The organism is Halomonas sp. IOP_14, assembly GCF_021021315.1.
GTDB classification, from domain to species: domain Bacteria; phylum Pseudomonadota; class Gammaproteobacteria; order Pseudomonadales; family Halomonadaceae; genus Vreelandella; species Vreelandella titanicae.
Window position 1 is genome coordinate 43,153 of the sequence record NZ_JAINWD010000014.1, and the last position, 19,746, is coordinate 62,898.

Here is a 19,746-nt window from a genome sequence, read left to right on the forward strand (position 1 = left end):
GCGGGAGGGATTCTGCCCTCTGCCCGTTTACGCATAGCGTTGACGTAACACCTTAGCCGCTTCCACCATATTGGCCAGCGCTGGCTCTACTTCCGCCCAACCACGGGTTTTTAAGCCGCAGTCCGGGTTCACCCACAGCCGTTCGACGGGGATTTTTTCCAGGGCTTTCTCCATCAAATCGACCATCCAGCTCACCTCGGGAATATTGGGGGTGTGGATATCGTAAACCCCTGGGCCGATTTCATTGGGATAAGCGAAGTCCTGGAAGGCATCCAGCAGGTGCATATCCGAACGCGACGTTTCGATGGTGATGACATCGGCATCAAGTGCTGCAATCGCGCCAATGATGTCGTTGAATTCCGAGTAGCACATATGGGTATGAATCTGGGTGGTGTTGGCCACACCTGCAGCGCTTAGCTGGAAGCTCTCTACCGCCCAATCAAGGTACGACTGCCACTCATGTTGGCGCAGCGGTAACCCTTCGCGTAGCGCTGGCTCATCGATTTGAATAATTTTGATCCCGGCTTTTTCCAGATCCAACACCTCATCGCGCAGTGCCAAAGCAATCTGGCGGCAGGTGGTTTCCCGCGGCTGGTCATCACGCACAAACGACCACTGTAGAATCGTCACCGGCCCTGTCAACATGCCCTTCATGGGCTTATCGGTCAGAGTTTGGGCGTACTCGCTCCAGCGCACCGTCATCGGGGCGGGGCGCGATACGTCACCGAAGATCACCGGCGGCTTCACGCAGCGTGAACCGTAACTTTGTACCCAGCCAAAACGGGTAAACGCAAAGCCTTCCAACTGCTCGCCAAAGTACTCCACCATATCGTTACGTTCGGCTTCGCCATGCACTGGCACATCGATCCCCAGCGCCTGCTGGCGCTCAACGGCGTAGGCAATTTCAACTTGCATACGGGCTTCGTAGTCGGCTAATGCCAATTCACCGGCCTTAAAAGCACGCCGGGCGGCACGAATCGCATCGGTTTGCGGGAAAGAACCAATCGTCGTGGTGGGGAATAGCGGCAGCTTAAGCGCGCGACGCTGAGCCTCAGAACGCACACCATAAGGCGCCCGGCGCTGGCTATCGGCGGGGCGAACCGCCGCCAAACGCTCACTGACCTCAGCTTGGTGAATACGCGTTGATTCACGCCGGGCATCCAGCGCCCGTGTGGCCTGATCCAGTCGCTGCTCATCGGCAGGCGTGGCGCGGTTATCGATCAAGCGCGCCAAGGTGACCACCTCGTCAAGTTTCTGCCGCGCGAAAGCCAGCCAGCTGATCAGCTCATCACCAAGCTCCGTCTCCTGGGCCAAATCCACCGGCACATGCAGCAGCGAGCAGCTGGGTGCCAACCAAAGCCGCTGCCCCAGGCGCACTTTCAACGGCAGCAGGCGTTCTCGCAAGGCAGCCAAATCGGCCCGCCAGATATTGCGACCATCGACAAACCCCACCGATAGCACCTGATGGGGGCCAAGGCGGTCAATCACACCCTCGACTTGCTGGGGGGCGCGCACGGCATCAATGTGCAACCCTGCCACGGGCAAACGGGTCGCCAATGATAGGTTATCGCCCAAGCCGCCGAAGTAAGTGGCTAGCAATAGTTTTAGCGGCGCAGACTGAAGGCGATGATAGGCACGCTCATAGGCCTGCTGCCATGCCAGCGGCAGATCCTGCACCAGCGCAGGCTCATCCAGTTGCACCCACTCAATGCCTTGGGTGGCAAGCCGCGCTAATATTTCGCCATACACGTCGAGTACGCTGTCGAGCAGCGTCAGGCGGTCAAAATCACCGCCCTTGGTTTTGCCAAGCCATAGCCAAGTCAGCGGCCCCGTCAGCGTTACTTTCGGGGTAAAACCCGCACGTAACGCTTCATCCACTTCGTCAAACAGCCGGTTGGATGCCAGAGTAAAGGTTTGCCCTTCGTGCAGTTCGGGGACGAGGTAGTGGTAGTTGGTATCGAAGTATTTGGTCATTTCACAGGCTGCGGCGGGCTCACCGCTGGGGGCTCTACCGCGGGCCATACGAAAGGTGGTGTCGAGATCGATATCGCCACCTGCCACTTCATTATTGGCGTTAAAGCGGGCAGGCACAGCCCCCAGCGCCACTGAAACGTTCAACACTTGGTCGTAAAATGCGAAATCGCCCACGCTAACGAAATCCAAACCCGCGTCCTGCTGTGCCTGCCAGTGGCGCAAACGCAGCTCGCGAGCGGTGTTTTCCAGCTCGCTACGCGTACACTCGCCTTTCCAGTATGCTTCAGTGGCTTTTTTTAGCTCGCGCTGAGCGCCGATGCGGGGATAGCCGAGAATATGAGAAACTGTCATGATGAACCCTACCAACGTGAAATAATTCACACAGTCTGGGCACCAGGCTTTGATGAATCAAACTAAAGTTTCTAATAGTAAAGATGAAAAACACTCACGATGATTGAGCCACTACATGATTGAGTTACGACACCTACGCACGCTGCTGGCTCTGCGCGAAACCGGCTCCCTGGTCGATGCTGCCGATCGCGTGCATTTGACCCAATCGGCGCTTTCGCACCAGCTTAAAGATCTTGAGAGCCGCGTGGACAGCGCACTTTTTGTGCGTAAAACCCGCCCGGTGGAATTCACCCGCGCGGGGCTGCGGCTGCTCGCCCTAGCCGACCAGGTACTGCCTGAAGTACGCAAGGCGGAGCGTGATTTGGCGCGCCTGGCAGGCACCGAGCAGGGGCGTTTGCATATGGCCATTGAGTGCCACAGCTGCTTTCAGTGGCTAATGCCCACAGTGGACTATTTTCGCGATCACTGGCCGGAAGTGGAAATCGACATTCCCAGTGGACACCACTTTGACCCGCTTCCGGCGCTTGCCCGAGAGCAGCTGGATCTGGTGATCACCGCTGACCCCCAGCCCCTTGAGGGCATTCACTACGCCCCGCTGTTTCGCTATGAAGGGTTACTGGCCGTCGCCCGCCAGCACCCTTTTGCTGGCCGGGGGTTTATAGAGCCCCAGGCACTGGCTGAGGAAACGTTGATTACCTACCCCGTTGAGCAGTCGCGATTGGATATTTTCACCCAGTTTTTGCAACCGGCGAACGTGCGTCCTCAGGAGATTCGTACCGCCGAATTGACGATTATGATGATGCAGCTGGTGGCCAGCGGGCGTGGCGTGTGTGCACTACCCAACTGGGCACTCACCGAGTATTTAGAGCGCGATTACGTTAGCGCGGTGAAGCTAGGCGAGCATGGGGTATGGAGCACGCTGTATGCGGCGATTCGCGAAGAGACCCGCGAAGCGCCATGGATGCAGGATTTTTTACGCACGGCGCGGGAGACCTCCTTTGCAGTGCTATCCGGGGTCAAGCCTGCGGATCGCGACGCGGAACCAGCAGCGTAAAGCGCGCGCCGCCCAAAGAGGGACTGGTATCGATGGTCACGCTACCACCGTGCCCGGCCATGATTTTCTGCACAATCGAAAGCCCTAACCCGTAGCCACCAGAGCTGCGAGCACGGCTATCGTCCAGACGGGCAAACGGCTTGAAAATATCCGCCCGCGCTTCCGGCGGAATGCCGGGGCCGTCGTCTTCAACGTCAATACGCACCAGATTGGGCTCATCCCAGAGGTGAATCATCACCTGGGACTTGGCATGGCGGCAGGCGTTGCCGACTAAATTCTGCACCGCACGCTGAAGATAGCGCGGCTCCGCCAGCAGCTCGATTTCAGGACCAGGCGCAAGCGCCAACGCTAAGCCCCTATGCAGCGGCGACAGCGTATCAATCACCCGTTCCGCCATGGCCCGACACTCTACCAGCGCCGTTTCAAGCTCAGCGCCATTAACCGTTTCTCCACCCAGTCGCGCATAGGTGAGAATTTCATCAACTAACTCATCAAGCTCGGCAATGTCCGCATCGATCCCCTGAAGCTGGCGGCGAATGGCGGGTTGGTCGGTCATATCCTCGACCATCTGCACGGCAAAGCGAATACGCGCGACCGGGGTGCGCAGCTCGTGGGAAACCGCCCGAATCATCTCCTGTTGACCGCGCAGCAGGCTCTGCACCTGATTGGCCATGCCATTAAAAGCCATCCCCAAGCGGCCTAAAAAGTCGCCGCTCTCTACCTTTACCCGGGTTTCCAGGCGGCCACTGGCAATCCGCGTGGCAGCCAGCTCCAGCCGCGCCATGCGGGCTTCGATACTGCGCATAATCAAATAAATAATCAGGCTGAGAACGATCATCAGCCCCATCAAAAGGGGTAAGTGCAAATTCAGCGGTAAGGTGTCGCCGCGGGAAATAGGCCCCGCTTGCAGCCATTGTGACTCGCCTGGCAACTGATAGAGCAGCGTAATTGAAAGCTTATCAGAAACAAGTTGGGTGATGACGTTGCCCCTGGCCAGCTGAGCCTGCTGCGCCGCCGTTAGTCCCGCAGGCAACGAAGGCAAAAGCTGCAACGGCCAACTCCCTGGACGCAATTGGGCAATGCGGCCATCACGCTCTGCCGCGGGCGCTGCCGCGAGCCACCCACCAAGCAACTCAATGCTGCCATGCCACTGGTGCTCACTCCAGTCATCGAGTCGTGCTTGCAGCAGCCAGGTGTCGCCGGGCAAACGCTGTTGCAGTAGCCAGGGGCTTTCAGCCACCAGTATTTTGCCCTGCTCCAGGCGTGACCGTTCGAAAAATCCCAAATCCGCATCGCTGATAGGCTGCAGGGTCAGCTGTAAATCGAGCTGTTCCGAAAAACGCTCAAGCAGAGCATTTCGCTGTTCAACCGGTGCGTCGGCGAGCTGTTGCGTCATCAACGACATAGGCAGCGCGGCGAGCTGCTCACGATAGTCTTCACGGCGCACCTGTTCGATAAAGGAGCGCCCCGCTAAGGCGATCACAAAAACCACTAATAGCGCGATGCCCAACAGCAAATAGAAGCGTAAAAACGAGCCGTTACTGAGCACCCGCCGCATGATGCCATCCCTCTGAATGATCAACTGTCTTTGACGAAAAGATAACCTTTGCTGCGCACGGTTTTGATCCGGTGAGGCTGATTCGGATCATCGCCAATTTTGGGTCGAATGCGCGATACGCGTACATCAATCGAGCGGTCTTGGCCGTCGTACTTAATGCCCCGTAAGTCGCTGAATATCTCTTCGCGGGTGAGTACTCGGCCAGCGTTACGGCCCAGTAACCAAAGTAGGTCAAACTCAGCGCTGGTTAAGTCAATTCGCTCGCCTGAAAGCCAGGCTTCACGAGTGGCGTTATCGATCTCCAGGTTTTCAAAACGCAGCCGCATTTCGCCGTCTGGTGCCGGCCCGTCGGCACGGCGCAGCAGCGCGCGCATACGCGCCAATAGCACCCGCGGTTGAACCGGCTTCGGCACGTAGTCGTCGGCGCCCATTTCGAGCCCCAAGACCTGATCGAGATCATCGGTGCGAGCGGTCAGCATCATGATCGGGCCGGCAAAATTGGGTCTAACACGACGACAAATCGCCAGGCCGTCCTCCCCCGGCAGCATTAAGTCTAAAATCACCAGATCGGGCTGTAGGGTTAAAATACGGTCGACCCCTTTCGCACCGTCAGCTTCCAGCGTTACTTGGAAGCCGTTCGCTTCCAAGTAATCACGGGTCAGCTCGGCTAAACGCTGGTCATCCTCAATGATCAGGACATGATCTTGATCAGGATAGTCAGGCATTACAGACTCTTGCGACTCAAGCGCCTGAAATTGCTGTTCCAAATGATCTACCATCCTCTTTATGCACTCCGCTTAGGCTGTTTATTTTTTCACCCGCTCACCCAATACCAACGCAGGCGCCCTATGATTGGCACTCAGGATAACTCAAAACTATCAAAACACCCGCTTCTGTCGTTACAATCATGCGCATTGATCGGTAGACAAGGCCCGATACTTGATTCTCGCACCTGCGGAAGCTACTGTTAAGGCGCGAACTGTCGACAATTTGACAGGAGGAACCTGCCATGGGAAGTAGCAAAACGAAAAGTGTCATTAAGCGTGTTTACGTTCCAGCCCAAGTGCGCGACCTGCCCAATGGGGAGAAGTTAAAAATCCCAGGGCATTACAAGGCGCCGCCAGGGGAAGAAAACGACACCATTGAGTAATGTTTGGTTAAGTATATCTATTGCTAAAGCATACTTAAAAAGGCAGACCACCAGTGGCCTGCCTTTTTTTACTTAGCTACTTTTTTACAACTACTTTTTTCGACTACACATTTTGACGCAATTGCACGAGGCGGGCTTTTCAACAGCTTTGCTTTTCAGCGGCTACCCTTTGGGCCCAAACAGAAACCATGCAATTAAGCCGACTAACGGGAAAAACAGCAGCACCAGGATCCATATCAGCTTAGCAAGACCACCCGCGCCGCTTTTGGCTACTTTCACAATGGCCCAGATCACAATGATGAGCCAAATTAGCCCTAATAAACCACCTACTTCAATGCCCATAGCAACTCCTTAGCATGTTGGCACTCGTATTAATTTAGACAATCATATCAGTGGCACATTCACAAGCCGAACTCACTGCTCGGGAAGGCTCAACACCATCTCACCCGACTGTATTTCAATCGACAATAAATTTAAAAAGCTCATGCCGAGTAGAACGGTGTCACGCTCCATGCCGGGGCTGATAGACCCCTGCACATTCTGCACTTTTAGACCGCCCAGAGAAACCTCATCGAGTTCGGTTAAAGTACCTTCAACTCGACCATTGGCGGTATTGAACCAAGCGCGGCGTCCCGGTTTTAGGCCTAACTCGCTAGCCAAATCGACCGGTATGGCGACATAGGTGGCGCCAGTATCGAGCAAAAAGGTCACCGGCGTGCCGTTGATGCGTCCCGGCGCTTCAAAGTGCCCTGCCCGGTTACGTTTTAAGGTAACCGGCTCACCTGCAGGTAGCGTATGCACAATATTCGCGTTCGGGCGCATCATCTCTTCGAGACCACCGTGAATCCACCAAGTGCCCACCGCCATTAACAGCACCCAAAACAGCAGCATCATAACGATACCACCGCGTTGCGCTGTTTGACCTGCCAGGTGCGTTGCCATGCTCCACCTCACTGAGGTAAGGATGCCTCGTTAGCGTTATTAGTGTTGCTATAGCTGTTGGCTTCCCAGGCGAGCGCCGCCTCCCGACCACGGCGCTCGTTGACCCTGGCGCAAATCAGCATCGCGATAACGAACAGGGCAACACATAATAGAATAGACGCTTGCAAACCAACCAGCGTCTGCAACACCCCCAGCATGACGATCCCCAACACCCCTGCCAACTTATTCGCCAGCCCCCAGAAGCCGAAGAACTCGGCTGATTTCTCCAAGGGTGAAAATAGCCCCACCAGAGCCCTGCTGGCAGATTGGCTGGAACCCAGGCTAAGCCCCGCCAGGCAGCCGACTATCAAAAATACGTACTGTGCCTGCCACTGCAGGTCAAACTGCCCGTTTACCCACTGCGTCATCTCCGGCGTTGCCCAGATAGCAATAATCGCCAACACCCATAGCGCCAGGGTCATTTGGTACGTTCGCTTGGCACCTAGCTGATCCTGTATCCAGCCAAACCCCAGAGCCCCTGCTGCAGCGGTCACTTGGACAATAATAAACATGATATTACGTACGCTTTCATCCCAGCCGATCACTTGAGCACCATAAATAAAGGCGAACGCGATGATGATGTAGACGCCGGCCATCGAGAACAGCAGTGAAATCAAAAATACCGTCAGATCTTTAAAATAGCGCAGCTCGTGAAGGGTGGTGGTGACGCGGTTCAGGGCAATATGCCGATAAGAGACGCCACGGGGCTGAGGGGTGCCACGCTCTTTTAGCCATAAAAACGTAGGAATAGCGGTAATCAGAAAAAAGCCGGCCGCAAAGGGCCCCACCCAGCGTATGCGCTCAAAGTTTTCCGCGCTGGCCTCGCCTAGCACCACCAGGGTAAAACCTGCCGCAAACAGTCCACCGATGTAGCCGAGCGCCCAGCCAAAGCCAGAAATTTTGCCCAGCGACTGCGGCGGCCCAAGTTCAGGTAAAAATGCAGCAATAAATGACTCCCCCATGGAGTACGCGTAGTTAGACAGCACGATCAATAACAAGCCGATAACGACATAGCCCGGCTCAACGAAGTAGAGCATGCCCGTAGTGACCACGGTGGCGAGATAACTAATCAGCAGAAAGCGTTTTTTCTCCGCCCGGTAATCCATCACCGCTCCGCACAACGGCGCGGTAATCACCACCATTAGATAACTAATCGCCAGGGCCAGGCTCCACAAAAAGTTGGCCAACCGGAAATTATCGCCCCGATCCCCCACAATGACGGTGGTGAAAAGCTCGCCAAATACCACGGTAATAATCAAAAGCGTGTAGGCCTGGTTGGCAAAATCAAACATCGCCCAGCCGAAAATTTCTCGACGCGATGCGTAGCCATCCGTCGCCTTAGCAGTGTTAGCAGGCAGCATTAGTTTTCTCTCACAGGGGAAGCCGTAAGGCTAGCAGATAGAACCGCCAAGGCGCCACGGCTTGCGTTGGCAGATTAGAGATGACAGCCGACCAGCGTTGCTCTAAGTTTGATTGATTGATCAGTAATACGGATAGAACTGCGATGGGATTAGCCCAGCCATCTCTACGGCCAGTGTACCGACAACCCTTAACCAGGTTGATGGCCACGCTATGCCTCTGGCTGGCAATCGTCGCAAGCGGACAGGCTGATGAGCCCGACACCTTGGCGGCATTAACCTTTATTACTGAAGAGTACCCGCCCTATAACTATATCGATAATCAGCAATTAACCGGGATATCGATTGATTTGTTGGAGGCTATTTTTGCGGCGACAGAAACACCATTAAGCCGTAATGACGTCCGTCACTACCCTTGGATTCGCGGCTATGAGCTGGCGCGCAGCCAACCTAATACGGTGCTATTTTCCACTACGCGTACGCCCTCAAGAGAGGTCAATTTCCACTGGGTGGGGCCGATTGCTCAAGACCGGGTCGTACTGCTAGCCCACCGCGACGCACCGATTGTGGTTGATTCTTTGGCTCAAGCGATTGATCGCGGCCTGACCGTAGCGGTCATTCGGGAAGATATCGGCGCCCAGGCGCTGTTGGAAGCTGGCTATCCTGAGCGCCTACTCGTATCCGCTATTGATAACCGAAGCGCGTTCAATATGCTAACCTGCGGGCGAGTTGATCTATGGGCTTACAGTCAGGATGTGGCTGGCTGGATAGCGGAGTCAGAAGGTTATCCTAAAGATATTTTAATCCCCACACACACCCTCAGCAAATCTTCGCTATACTTTGCCATCAACAAAGCCACGGATCCACGTCTGGTAGCGTTGATGCAGCAGGCCTTAAACAGGGTGCAAGCGGGACGAGTCGAGAGGTAGTTGACGATGGCTAACGACCTAACTCGCCGATGGCAATACTGCATGGGCGTTGCCCTGATCACCGTTATCGGTAGCTGCAGTCTGCCACTTCATGCGATGCCGCTGACGATCAATACCGAAGAGTATCCACCGTTCAATTATTCGGACGACCAAGGGCAAATAATCGGTAGTGCGACGCGACTGCTACGTGATGCGCTTCGCCAAGCTGACATAGAGGCTAATTTTCGGCTGCTGCCTTGGGCACGCGCTTACACCGAAGCACGCTTAAGGGAGAACCATTGCGTCTACTCCACCACCCGCACCCTTGAGCGTGAAGCGCTGTTTCACTGGGTGGGGCCACTGGTCGTCAATGAATGGGCAGCGTTCAGTTTAGCCGAGCGTGGGCTCAATGTTGATTCACTTTCCGGGCTGAACGCTTGGCGAGTGGGCAGTTTTAGGGAAGATGCCATAGGCGATTACGTCGCTGATAGCGGCATTAATGTGCTACTTGCTCCTTCGGAGCGAGAAAATATCGCGCGTTTAAAGGCGGGGCTACTAGATGTGATTGTGACAGGCAAAGCAACCGGTGAATTTATGGCACATGAACAGGACATCGCGCTAGCGCATTTATTTACTTTTTATCGCGCACCGCTTTATCTCGCCTGCCACCTCAACGTTTCGAAAGCACTGCTGGAGCGACTGCAAGCCCAGCTGGATGCCCTGCAGGGGGAGAGCCAGTGATAAGTCCCCGCCCTCGCTTTCCTATGTTGACCACTGGCGTCGCGCCTAAAAAAGGCAGCCTGACCACTAAGCAAGCGCTACTCACCCTGCTCATTGCTATGCTGATTAGTGGTGTAGCAGGAAGTATTGAACTTCTCAGCCACGCTACCAATATGCGCCAGGAAACCGAGCAACGCATTACTCAACAGTTGGCGGTCGTTAACGGCGCCGCAGCAGAGGCCGCTTTCCAGCTTAACCCCGACCTCGCCCACCAAATCGCCTATGGGCTATTTAATGCTGACGAGGTCGCATGGGTGTCGATTCGTGACGATTTTGGGCGCGCTCTGGCTGAATTTGAGAGGCCAAAACAGGCTGATTCGACTTGGCTCAGCCAATATTTATTTGGCGATATACTGCACCACCAAACCGACCTCGCCTACTACATGGGCAGCGACATGCCGGAATCGGTCGTCGGCGAGATTGAGCTGATGCTGGCAGAAAGCTACTTAACCCAGCAGTTCCTCGCGCGTATTTACACGGTGGTCGGGGTGAGTATTTTAGAGGCGTTTATTTTAAGCCTAGTGGTGATCGCTTTTTTTCATCTATTTATTACTCGCCCATTGCTCAAGGTACACGCAGCTATTGCCCAAACCGATCCCAATCGTCCCGGCCAGTGGCCCAAGCCAATGTTGCGAGGACATCAGCATGATGAGTTAGGGCATCTGGTGGATAGTTTGGATCATTTGTTAAACGCGTTTCAGCAAGGCTTGGAGCAGCGCGACCAGCTCCATCATCTCTCTAATATGGATGGCTTGACGGGCGTGGCGAACCGACGCCACTTCGATGAGTTTTATCAACAACACTGGCACTTGGCGCAGCAAACCCAGCAGCCGCTATCGGTGATTTTTATCGATATCGATAACTTTAAGGAATTTAACGATCATTATGGGCACGCCATGGGCGACGACACCCTGCGCGCCGTAGCAAAAGCGCTCAATCAGTGCATTGCCCCCGCCAGGAATTTACTCGCCCGCTACGGCGGCGAAGAATTTGTCTGTGTACTGCCAGGTCAGGATCATGACGACGCTGTGGGCGTTGCCAACTGCTTGCGCGAAGCAGTGCTGTCACTGGCCATTCCTCATGCTTTTTCAAGCACCCATTCAGAGCTTACCGTTAGCATGGGTGTTGCCAGCATGTCGCCCGGCTTATCAATTAGTGCTGAAGCGCTGATTGAGCGTGCCGACCAGCACCTTTACCACGCCAAACGGCTGGGCCGAAACCGGGTCGAAACACGCAAACGCCCGGCATAAAGCCGGGCGTTAAGCACACATATTGCACAGAGCTGGTACTTTAAAGCAGCCAGTGAGCGGCCACAGCAGCCAGACCAATGATCATCGCCGTTAGCACCGCTACTGTGACTACCCTATCTAGCCAGCGATCGAAAGCAACTCCTTTAGCCTGCCGTCGTGTCGCTCCATGGCGCCCTTGCCGCGCCATCAGCATTTTCGCTTCATGTGTCGCTGCTCCCCAACTACCTTGCCCCGCAATCGAAGGCTTGGTTACTTTTTATTAGTGCTGATGACTGATGCTAACTATTAATGCGCCGATTGACCACACTCGGTGCACGGCGCAAGCGCTCTTCTTCACCTAACAGCTCGGCTTCAAAGGCGTCCGCACCCACCGGCGTTTCGCCATGGCGGCGATAAAGCTGCGTTAGCATCGCCTTGCGGTCGGCGCGTAGTTCCTGAACTAATACGAACACCATCATATACAAGATAAAGGTGAACGGCAGTGCCGACAGCACCGAAGCCGATTGCAGCCCCGTTAAGCCACCTGAGGCAATTAACGTCAGGCAAATAGCGGCGATCAGCACACCCCAAATGACGCGCTTATAGAGCGGCGGATTGATCGAACCATTATCGGTCATTTGCGCCACGATATACGAGGCCGAGTCAGCGGAGGTGACCAGGAAAATAAAGATCAGCAGCATCGCAACGACCGACAGCACGCCGGTAAAGGGCATCAACTCAAACATCTCAAACAGTGCGACGGTTATATTATCCTGGGTTGCGGCAGCAAGACCGATATCGGTACCGTTCAACTCCATGTGCAGCGCCGCGCCACCGAATACGCCAATCCATAAACAGGCCAGCAGCGGCGGTACGAACAGCACCCCAAACACATACTCTTTGATGGTACGACCCCTTGATACCCGGGCAATAAAGGTACCTACAAACGGCGACCAGGCAATCACCCAGGCCCAATAGAAAATCGTCCAGTTGCTTGCCCACTCATTGTCACCATAGGGAGAAATGCGCAGGCTCATGCCGATAAAATTCTGCAGATAATCACCAATCCCCACCGTGATGGTCTCTAATATCGCCACGGTGGGGCCAGTGAACAGCACATACAGCATCAACCCGATACATAAAATCATATTAAGGTTAGAGAGGCGTTTAATGCCTTTATCCAAACCCGACCAGGTGGAAGCCATATAGGCGCAGAACATCACGAAAAGAATCACAAACTGCCAGAAACCGTTCTCCGGCAGGCCAAACACAGCGTTTAAACCGCCATTCATCTGCAGCACGCCTAACCCTAACGAGGTAGCCACCCCCATTACGGTGGCGACCACGGCAAATACATCCAGCCAGGAAGCGTAGGGACGAATTTTAGGATTCTTAGCCGTTATCGATGACAGTACGGACGACACCAATCCTGCCTGCCCTTTGCGGAACTGAAAATAGGCAATGATCAAACCGACAATCGAGAAAGCTGCCCACTGGTGTATCCCCCAGTTAAAGTAGCTGTATTGAATAGCGTAGCGGGCGGCCGCTTCGGTTTCGGCGGTTCTGTCGCCATAGGGCGGCTCAATGAAGTGAAACATGGGTTCCGCCATGCCATAGAAGACCAGTCCGACACCAAAGCCTGCGGCCAGCAGCATGCTGATCCACGAAAAGAATGTATAGTTGGGTCGACTGTCCTGGGGGCCTAAGCGCACCTTGCCATACTTGCTTAGCGCCAGACCAAACAGAAAAATGACAAAACCAAAAACCGAAAATAGATAAAACCACCCGAATAGCCCGGTAACAGTAGTCAGTGCGCCCTCTGCAACGTTGGCAAATCCTTCAGGAAATGACGCCCCAACAACTACCAAGCCAAAAATAATCACCACCGATGCGATGAATACCGACTTGCCTCCATGATTAGCCATATAACCGTCCTGTTAAATGAGCTCTGTTTAGGTAAGCACTGCGTATTAAGCGCATGCTTGTACAACTAAACCTGCCTTGTACAGCTTAATGGTAACAGTTGAAAAATCTAATCGCACTGTGGCCAAGCAGTGAACTTGCTAGAGCTACTGTGTTCCAATGGGTGCGAATAACCGATGGAGGCTCTCATGCCACAGATGAATCGCGACCAACGCAACGCTGCATGGCAAGCGGCTAACCAATGGCGCGCCCGTGCTGCGCAAACTCAACCCAGCGGAGTGGCGGGCAGCTTGAAGCTGCTGCTCACGTGGCTGGCGTTTGGCGCGTTAATGATAGTCGGCGTGGTACTCGGCCTGTTTTTCTTGCTGATTGGCTGGGCAATGATGCCGTTTATGCGCCATAAAATGAAAAAGCGTATGGAGCAGATGCGCGCCCAGCAGGCACAGGATATAGGTGGGGGATATTCTCAAGGGCATTCTCACGGACATGCTTCCCCGCATACGTCTGCGCAAAACCGTCCTGGTCATCAGGATGTCTTGGAAGGCAGCTATGAAGTTAAAGATGATCGTTAATTAACCCGTTAGTCACTTTTTCGCGCCACCTAGTGCCGTATACTTTGTTACAGCGGCGCGTAAACCCAGGTAAATGCCGCGGCCAAGGTCAGCGGCATAACGACCAGACTGCCCAGGTTACCAATCAGCACCAGCGAAGCCACTTTTTGTGGCGCCAGCTTATACTGCTCTGCGACCAAGTAATTCAACACCGCAGGCGGCAGTGCCGCAAATACCAGCAGCACCGCCGCCTGAAGCGCATTTAGTGGCAGTAGCCACATCAACGGCAAAGCAATTACTAACCCGGAAAGCGGACACAGCACCGCCCCCAGTATCCCCGTACGCCAATCGCTAAAGTCGATCTCCAAGAGCCGCACCCCTAACGCAAACAGCATTAGCGGAATACATACCCCGCCTAGCATATGCATCGCCTCCAGTAGCCAGCCAGGCAGCGGCAGGCCACTGATATTCACCGCTAAACCCGCCAGACTCGCGAGTACAATTGGCATGCGCAGCATTCGCCAGAGCGAAGTGCGCGGGTTAAGCATGTAAAGCCCCACCGAAAAGTGCAGCAGCATTTCAACGATAAACACCACCACCGCCGCAGGAAGCGCCTCAGCACCAAATGCCAACACCAGCAGCGGCACGCCCATATTGCCCGCATTGTTGAACATCATCGGCGGAAGGAAGATCTTGCTATCCAGCTTTAGCCACTTTGCCAGCGGCCAAAGTACAAGCCCCGACCCCAGCACTACTGCTATCGCTGCCGTGGCCAGCCAGGCGTACTCAGCTAACGGCGCTTGCCGGTCAGCCAGCACGGCGAACACCAATAGCGGAACGAACAGCTCCATGTTGAGGGTATTGAGACTGCGAATATCCGGTGTACGGTAGCGCCCATAGGCTGCGCCACAGCCAGCGATTAAAAATACTGGCAATAGCGTGGCCAGAATATGTCCAATCATACGGGCCGCCCAGCCCTATTCCTTGTTATCACTGTTGCGTCCTGGTTACCGTCTGACTAGCGGTTATCGGCGGTGGAAGGTTCAAGAAAGCGCTGCCAGAGCGCGGTGACTATATCGCGATGCGCACGGAATTCCTCACCATCGCTGAGTGCTTTCTGACCGGTGAGCGCCGCTCGGTGCGTAGCGCTGCGATAAGCCAGATAAGCCTCGCGAAGACGCTCTGCCTCTTCAGCTGGTAAGTACCCACTCTCGGTCAGGCTCTCTAGAATGCGGATATTATCGCTGTAGGTAAGTAACGCAGGCGTTTGGTGAGCAAGCGCTAACACCGCGTATTGGCAGAGAAACTCGATATCCACCATACCGCCCGCATCGTGTTTGACGTTAAAGGTATTGCTGGTGGTTTTACTGCCCAGATGGTCGCGCATTTTCTGACGCATTTTGACCACCTCTTCGCGCAGTGCAGCTTTATCTCGCTCACCACCTAGAATATCGCCCCGTAACTGACTGAATTTCTCGGCCAGCGAATCGCTACCCGCCACCACCCGGGCGCGCACCAATGCCTGGTGCTCCCAGGTCCAGGCATTCTGACGCTGATACTCGGCAAAGGCTTTAAGCGATGTCACCAATAGTCCTGAATTACCCGAAGGCCGCAGGCGCATATCCACTTCATACAGCGTGCCGGTGGGCGTTACCGCGGTGAGCAGGTGAATAATACGTTGTCCCAGACGGGTAAAAAACACTGGCGTATCAATGGGTCGTGGACCATCAGTTGTGCCCTGACCATCGCTATCGTGAAGGAAAACAAGATCTAAATCGGAGCTGTAGCCCAGCTCAATGCCGCCCAGTTTGCCGTAACCAACGATCAGAAAAGCCGCTTCCCCGGCATTCAGCCCCTCAGGAACACCGTGCTTGCGGGTAATATGCTTCCACGCCATCGCCAACACGGCATCGAGAATGACTTCGGCGATATAGGTTAAGTAATCGCTTACTTTCATTAGATGCCGAGTACCCACGATATCCGACGCCGCTACGTGCAGGGTTTGAGCGTGTTTAAAAACGCGCAATGCCTCTAGCTGGGCCTCTTCATCATCCTCTGGCAAACGATTCAGCGTTTGGCGCAGCTCATCGGCAAGGCGCGCTTTATCGGCGGGGGTATACAGCGTTTCTGGCGTCAGCAGCTCGTCGAGCAGAATGGGATAACGCGACAGCTGTTCAGCTATCCAGGGGCTCGCGGCGCACAAGCGCATCAGGTGTTCGAGCGCCTGGGGGTTTTCGCGCAGCAGCGCAAGGTAAGCTGTACGCCGCAGTACGGCCTCAATCAGCGGCTGTACCCGTTCAAGCGCGGTATCCGGTGCTTCATTGCCCGCCACCGCATCCAACAGCAGCGGCATTAACGCATCCAAGCGCTCGAAGCCAATCCGCTGCATGCTTTGCACTTGCCGAGAATGATAAAGGCTATGCAGCCGCTTCAAGGCTTTTTCTGGCTCGTTAAAACCCGCCTCGGCCAGGTACGCGCTGGCCTCCTGCACTTCTAACTCGCCGCGCCAAATAAGCCGCCACTGAGCCAAGCCAAGCTGGCTATCATCGTTGGCCTCATCGACATCCTCTTCGGGGTCGGCAATCACGGCATCAAAGTGTTGGCGCACCCGCTCGCGCACTTCGTCAAGCTGGGCTATCAACCCCGGCCAATCTTCATGCCCCATGGCGAAGGCTACCCGTTCACGATCAGCATCATCGCTGGGCAAGGTCTGTGTCTGACGGTCTTCCAGTGCTTGGAGAGCGTGTTCGACATCGCGCAGAAAAGCATAATCAGGCAGCAGCTCATCGACCACTTCCTGCGGCAACAGGCCCAGCTCGGGCAAACGATTGAGCGCCGTTTTTAGCGATGTCACCTGCAGCTCCGTATCGCGGCCGCCGCGAATCAGTTGGAACGCCTGCACGACGAACTCAACCTCACGAATGCCGCCGGAGCCAAGTTTGATATTGCTCTGCATGCCTTTGCGCTTCACTTCGCGGTTGATCATCGCTTTCAGTTCACGCAGCGACTCAATGGCGCCAAAATCCAGGTATTTGCGATACACAAAGGGGCGCAGCCCGGCCAACAGCTCATCGCCCGCGTCCAGATCCCCCGCGACCGGGCGCGCCTTGAGCATGGCGTAACGCTCCCATTCGCGGCCTTGATCCTGGTAGTAGCTAGAGAGCATGGCAAAACAGCCCACCAGCGGCCCGCCGTCGCCCAAAGGCCGCAAGCGCATATCGACACGGAAGGCGAAGCCATCGGCGGTCATGGCATCCAGGGCGGCAATCAGCTTTTGCCCCAGCTTGGTAAAGTATTCCTGGTGCTCTAACGGTTTGCGCCCACCTTGCGTCTCACCTTTTTCAGGGAAGGCAAAGATCAGATCGATATCGGAAGAGAGGTTCAGCTCCCCAGCACCTAGTTTGCCCATACCCAGAATCACCAGACGCTGGGGCGTGCCGTCTTTACGTGGGGCAGGTAAGCCCCAACGCGGCGCGTAAAAACGTTCAAGCCAGGTTAATGCCGCTTCCAAGCATATTTCGGCAAGCTCAGACACCGCCGTGGCGGTACTCCACATGCTATGGCCAGAGGCACGGTTAAGGTCACGCCAGATAATCCCCAGCATACGCTTGCGACGAAAACGGCGGATTACCCGCTGCATCGCCTCTTCGTCTTCGGCACTCTCAAGTGACTCACTCAGCCAGCTAGCAAGCTCATCTCGACCTGGGTTTACGTCCAACTCACCGGCAATATCCAACTCGGCCAACCACTGGGGGTAGCGCACCAAGGTATCCAGCGCGAAGGTCGAGATGGTCAATACTTTAGCAAGCGCCTCGCGACGCTGCTCCGAAAGCCCTTGCCAATTACTGGAAGGCAATTCCTGCTTGGTCATCTCGGCGACATTATCGGCTTGAGCAAGCGCCTCGCGTAGCCGCTTCCAGGCGGATTGGGTGGCGGTATGTAACGACGCTGGCAGCGTCGACAACGGTAAGAAATCGTCGTTCACTTGCATAACTACCTCGCTGACAGCGCGTCAAAAACGTTCGCTTTCAATTACCTGCTTAGCTAAAGAATTTTTCCCAGCCCAATAGCCCCCAGGTAAGCCCGGCCATGATCAGCGACAGCATCACCGCCGCCGAACCAATATCCTTGGCCCGCCCTGAAAGCTCATGGTGCTCGGTACCAATCCGATCCACCACGTTCTCAATCGCACTATTAAGCAGCTCCACTATCAGTACAAAAAACAGACTACCCACTAGCAGTAGCCAACTGATAGGTCCTTCACCGATCCACCAGGCAAGCGGCAGCAGTACTACCGTAATGCCGACCTCTTGACGGAAAGCCGCCTCGTTTCTGAACGCCGCTTTCAGGCCTTTCCACGAATAGCGTGTGGAGTGAACCAAATGTGTTAAACCGGTATGCCCAGGTTTCATGCAGATCGCCTCACCTTGTGAGCGTAGAGTTTGTTCAATTCGCTAACATCATTGCTTCTAGATCCTGTGACAACGGATCCAGCACTTCAGTCCAGCTTAAATAAGGCGTACTGCCGTTACCATTGACCATGACACTAAACACCCCCCAGCGCCCTTGCGCAGTGCGAAAATAGCCCGCCGCGGCGCGTACTGCAAAAGGTTGGTTAAGCGTGCCGGTTTTGATCATGACATTGTTTTGAAACGTGGAGGAACCTCGCCGAATGAAGCGCATTACCCCGTTAGCGGGTGACTGAAAGGCCGCCACAAAGCTGGGAAACAGGCTACTTTGACGAAACATGTCCTCCAGCATTACGTTAACGCCCTGGGCCGATGTGCGGTTTTCAGTGGTCAGTCCGCTACCACTATACAATGTTAACGGCCCGTGCCCGGGCAGGCTGTGGGCGTAAGTTTCAATCGCCTGGCCCGCCTGGCGTAGCTGTGCCTGGGGTGTCTCGACGAGATCCAGCGCCAGCACATCGGCCATATAGTTATTGGAGTAGTTCATGATGCGCAGCAATAGCTCTTGCAGTGGCTGGCTGTCCACCGCCGCCAGACGCTGGGCGCTGCTAGGCGGCTGAGACGAGCTAACGCGCCACGCTTCGCGCACCTGTATACCCGCCTGGTTCAACATGCCCATTAGGACTTGCGCGGTTGTTTCGGCGGCATCCCCTGCGCCACGGTAGACATCGCGTGCAGTGGCATTGGTGGAGATCTGCCCCGTCAAGCGCATCACGTCGCCACGCTCATCGGTAATTCGTTCAGCGCTAATCTCAGTACCGCTATTGGCGGGGCGGGTGATTACTTGGTTATCAATGGTGATCAGCGACGTCTGGCTATCGCATAGCCCCACTTGGGCGGGCTCACCCGCGTTCGTCGCTGGTGCGACATTAACGCACCAGCTACCAAAGTTAACGCCAGCTGAGGAGAGCGGCGCGCTATAGGCATTGGCAACCCGAGTCAGGGCATTACAGCGGTCCGTGGTAATACAGTCCACTGACCCAAAGCGCCACTGGCTGACCACCAACGCCCCCTCTACCTCACGCACCCCGGCTAAGTGCAAACGCTGCACCAAGCGCCAAAGGTTCTCAGTGGTTAGGCCCGGGTCCCCGCCGCCCTCAAACACCAAGTCACCGCGTAACACCCCATTTTCAATGCTAGCGGAGCTGACCAGTTGGCTGGTAAAGCGGTGCTGGGGGCCAAAACGGTTTAGCGCCGCCGCCGACAAGTAGGCTTTAGTGACCGAAGCGGGCGACAGCTGTCGATCCGGGGTGATGCTGCCCAACAACGCATTGGCGCCTGCATCGGCATCCAAAAGGCGTGCTTCCGCGCTAATCGAAAAGCCTTTGCTCTGCAGTTGGCCCAGGCGATTGAAATCGGCGAACAGACTGGTGCTGGCACACAGCGCCAGTGTGGCTACACCTGTCACCAGCGACCAGCGCTGCATGCGCTTAACAGCAAAAAAACACCCCATTACAGCT

Annotated in this window: 17 protein-coding genes; 6 read left to right on the top strand and 11 right to left on the bottom strand. The window is 55.3% G+C overall.

The features are described 5' to 3' along the window. Positions 1 to 27: 27 nt before the first annotated feature. Complete coding sequence (gene metE / locus K7H09_RS12190) at positions 28 to 2,325, bottom strand: 5-methyltetrahydropteroyltriglutamate--homocysteine S-methyltransferase (protein ID WP_041159399.1); 2,298 nt, start codon at positions 2,323 to 2,325, stop codon at positions 28 to 30. Positions 2,326 to 2,440: 115 nt separating this feature from the next. Here metE and K7H09_RS12195 point away from each other — a divergent pair, with 115 nt between their 5' ends. Then, positions 2,441 to 3,379 carry a LysR family transcriptional regulator gene (locus K7H09_RS12195; protein WP_022522094.1) on the top strand — a complete coding sequence of 313 codons (939 nt, stop codon included), beginning with the start codon at positions 2,441 to 2,443 and terminating at the stop codon, positions 3,377 to 3,379. Here the strand turns inward: K7H09_RS12195 and K7H09_RS12200 are convergent. Beyond that, complete coding sequence (locus K7H09_RS12200) at positions 3,342 to 4,937, bottom strand: ATP-binding protein (protein WP_041159400.1); 1,596 nt, start codon at positions 4,935 to 4,937, stop codon at positions 3,342 to 3,344. The two genes, K7H09_RS12195 and K7H09_RS12200, sit on opposite strands and share 38 nt — an antisense overlap. A gap of 20 nt (positions 4,938 to 4,957) precedes the next feature. Then, positions 4,958 to 5,716: a response regulator gene (locus tag K7H09_RS12205; protein ID WP_007113866.1), complete on the bottom strand. Its 759-nt coding sequence runs from the start codon at positions 5,714 to 5,716 to the stop codon at positions 4,958 to 4,960. A 230-nt stretch (positions 5,717 to 5,946) separates the two neighbouring features. Here K7H09_RS12205 and K7H09_RS12210 point away from each other — a divergent pair, with 230 nt between their 5' ends. Continuing rightward, entirely contained in the window at positions 5,947 to 6,087 is a 141-nt protein-coding gene (locus tag K7H09_RS12210; protein ID WP_162836279.1) for a hypothetical protein, read from the top strand. A 162-nt stretch (positions 6,088 to 6,249) separates the two neighbouring features. Here the strand turns inward: K7H09_RS12210 and K7H09_RS12215 are convergent, their stop codons facing one another. The 3 genes from K7H09_RS12215 to K7H09_RS12225 form a co-directional block, all read right to left on the bottom strand. Further along, a complete protein-coding gene (locus K7H09_RS12215) occupies positions 6,250 to 6,429 on the bottom strand; it encodes a PLDc N-terminal domain-containing protein (protein WP_022522092.1) in 180 nt (59 codons plus the stop codon). A 72-nt stretch (positions 6,430 to 6,501) separates the two neighbouring features. After that, complete coding sequence (locus K7H09_RS12220; RefSeq protein ID WP_022522091.1) at positions 6,502 to 7,029, bottom strand: retropepsin-like aspartic protease family protein; 528 nt, start codon at positions 7,027 to 7,029, stop codon at positions 6,502 to 6,504. Positions 7,030 to 7,037: 8 nt separating this feature from the next. Beyond that, complete coding sequence (locus K7H09_RS12225; protein WP_022522090.1) at positions 7,038 to 8,429, bottom strand: MFS transporter; 1,392 nt, start codon at positions 8,427 to 8,429, stop codon at positions 7,038 to 7,040. 200 nt (positions 8,430 to 8,629) lie between these two features. Between K7H09_RS12225 and K7H09_RS12230 the strand changes: the two genes are divergently transcribed. From K7H09_RS12230 to K7H09_RS12240, 3 genes are read left to right on the top strand one after another with little or no spacing between them, the layout of a single operon-like run. Next, positions 8,630 to 9,355, top strand: coding sequence for a substrate-binding periplasmic protein (locus tag K7H09_RS12230; RefSeq protein WP_230804802.1), 726 nt, complete (start codon positions 8,630 to 8,632; stop codon positions 9,353 to 9,355). Between the two features lie 6 nt (positions 9,356 to 9,361). Continuing rightward, a complete protein-coding gene (locus K7H09_RS12235; RefSeq protein WP_230804808.1) occupies positions 9,362 to 10,075 on the top strand; it encodes a substrate-binding periplasmic protein in 714 nt (237 codons plus the stop codon). Beyond that, a complete protein-coding gene (locus K7H09_RS12240) occupies positions 10,072 to 11,364 on the top strand; it encodes a GGDEF domain-containing protein (protein ID WP_230804810.1) in 1,293 nt (430 codons plus the stop codon). The genes K7H09_RS12235 and K7H09_RS12240 overlap by 4 nt, the downstream gene beginning before the upstream one ends. A 278-nt stretch (positions 11,365 to 11,642) precedes the next feature. Here K7H09_RS12240 and K7H09_RS12245 read toward each other — a convergent pair whose 3' ends face one another. Continuing rightward, positions 11,643 to 13,268, bottom strand: coding sequence for a BCCT family transporter (locus K7H09_RS12245; protein WP_009287453.1), 1,626 nt, complete (start codon positions 13,266 to 13,268; stop codon positions 11,643 to 11,645). 186 nt (positions 13,269 to 13,454) lie between these two features. On the opposite strand from K7H09_RS12245, the gene K7H09_RS12250 reads away from it, so the two are divergent. Then, positions 13,455 to 13,838 (top strand): hypothetical protein, encoded by a 384-nt coding sequence (locus K7H09_RS12250; RefSeq protein WP_041159402.1) that lies wholly within the window; start codon positions 13,455 to 13,457, stop codon positions 13,836 to 13,838. A gap of 47 nt (positions 13,839 to 13,885) precedes the next feature. Here the strand turns inward: K7H09_RS12250 and K7H09_RS12255 are convergent, their stop codons facing one another. Genes K7H09_RS12255 through dacB form a run of 4 tightly spaced genes read right to left on the bottom strand, consistent with a single transcriptional unit; the run spans position 13,886 to position 19,739 of the window. Then, complete coding sequence (locus K7H09_RS12255) at positions 13,886 to 14,779, bottom strand: AEC family transporter (protein ID WP_009287454.1); 894 nt, start codon at positions 14,777 to 14,779, stop codon at positions 13,886 to 13,888. A gap of 56 nt (positions 14,780 to 14,835) precedes the next feature. After that, entirely contained in the window at positions 14,836 to 17,808 is a 2,973-nt protein-coding gene (gene glnE, locus K7H09_RS12260; protein ID WP_230804812.1) for a bifunctional [glutamate--ammonia ligase]-adenylyl-L-tyrosine phosphorylase/[glutamate--ammonia-ligase] adenylyltransferase, read from the bottom strand. A gap of 49 nt (positions 17,809 to 17,857) precedes the next feature. Next, positions 17,858 to 18,229 carry a diacylglycerol kinase gene (locus K7H09_RS12265; RefSeq protein WP_022522083.1) on the bottom strand — a complete coding sequence of 124 codons (372 nt, stop codon included), beginning with the start codon at positions 18,227 to 18,229 and terminating at the stop codon, positions 17,858 to 17,860. Positions 18,230 to 18,263: 34 nt separating this feature from the next. Next, entirely contained in the window at positions 18,264 to 19,739 is a 1,476-nt protein-coding gene (dacB, locus tag K7H09_RS12270; protein ID WP_027958632.1) for a D-alanyl-D-alanine carboxypeptidase/D-alanyl-D-alanine endopeptidase, read from the bottom strand. Positions 19,740 to 19,746: the final 7 nt, after the last annotated feature.

Excerpts from the sequence above, each read along its gene's own strand:
- glnE (WP_230804812.1), bottom strand. The coding sequence starts at position 17,808 with ATGCAAGTGAACGACGATTTCTTACCGTTGTCGACGCTGCCAGCGTCG.
- K7H09_RS12195 (WP_022522094.1), top strand. The coding sequence starts at position 2,441 with ATGATTGAGTTACGACACCTACGCACGCTGCTGGCTCTGCGCGAAACC.
- K7H09_RS12250 (WP_041159402.1), top strand. The coding sequence starts at position 13,455 with ATGCCACAGATGAATCGCGACCAACGCAACGCTGCATGGCAAGCGGCT.
- K7H09_RS12200 (WP_041159400.1), bottom strand. The coding sequence starts at position 4,937 with ATGCGGCGGGTGCTCAGTAACGGCTCGTTTTTACGCTTCTATTTGCTG.
- metE (WP_041159399.1), bottom strand. The coding sequence starts at position 2,325 with ATGACAGTTTCTCATATTCTCGGCTATCCCCGCATCGGCGCTCAGCGC.
- K7H09_RS12235 (WP_230804808.1), top strand. The coding sequence starts at position 9,362 with ATGGCTAACGACCTAACTCGCCGATGGCAATACTGCATGGGCGTTGCC.
- K7H09_RS12210 (WP_162836279.1), top strand. The coding sequence starts at position 5,947 with ATGGGAAGTAGCAAAACGAAAAGTGTCATTAAGCGTGTTTACGTTCCA.
- K7H09_RS12230 (WP_230804802.1), top strand. The coding sequence starts at position 8,630 with ATGGCCACGCTATGCCTCTGGCTGGCAATCGTCGCAAGCGGACAGGCT.
- K7H09_RS12245 (WP_009287453.1), bottom strand. The coding sequence starts at position 13,268 with ATGGCTAATCATGGAGGCAAGTCGGTATTCATCGCATCGGTGGTGATT.
- K7H09_RS12220 (WP_022522091.1), bottom strand. The coding sequence starts at position 7,029 with ATGGCAACGCACCTGGCAGGTCAAACAGCGCAACGCGGTGGTATCGTT.
- K7H09_RS12215 (WP_022522092.1), bottom strand. The coding sequence starts at position 6,429 with ATGGGCATTGAAGTAGGTGGTTTATTAGGGCTAATTTGGCTCATCATT.
- K7H09_RS12205 (WP_007113866.1), bottom strand. The coding sequence starts at position 5,716 with ATGGTAGATCATTTGGAACAGCAATTTCAGGCGCTTGAGTCGCAAGAG.
- K7H09_RS12255 (WP_009287454.1), bottom strand. The coding sequence starts at position 14,779 with ATGATTGGACATATTCTGGCCACGCTATTGCCAGTATTTTTAATCGCT.
- K7H09_RS12225 (WP_022522090.1), bottom strand. The coding sequence starts at position 8,429 with ATGCTGCCTGCTAACACTGCTAAGGCGACGGATGGCTACGCATCGCGT.
- dacB (WP_027958632.1), bottom strand. The coding sequence starts at position 19,739 with ATGGGGTGTTTTTTTGCTGTTAAGCGCATGCAGCGCTGGTCGCTGGTG.
- K7H09_RS12265 (WP_022522083.1), bottom strand. The coding sequence starts at position 18,229 with ATGAAACCTGGGCATACCGGTTTAACACATTTGGTTCACTCCACACGC.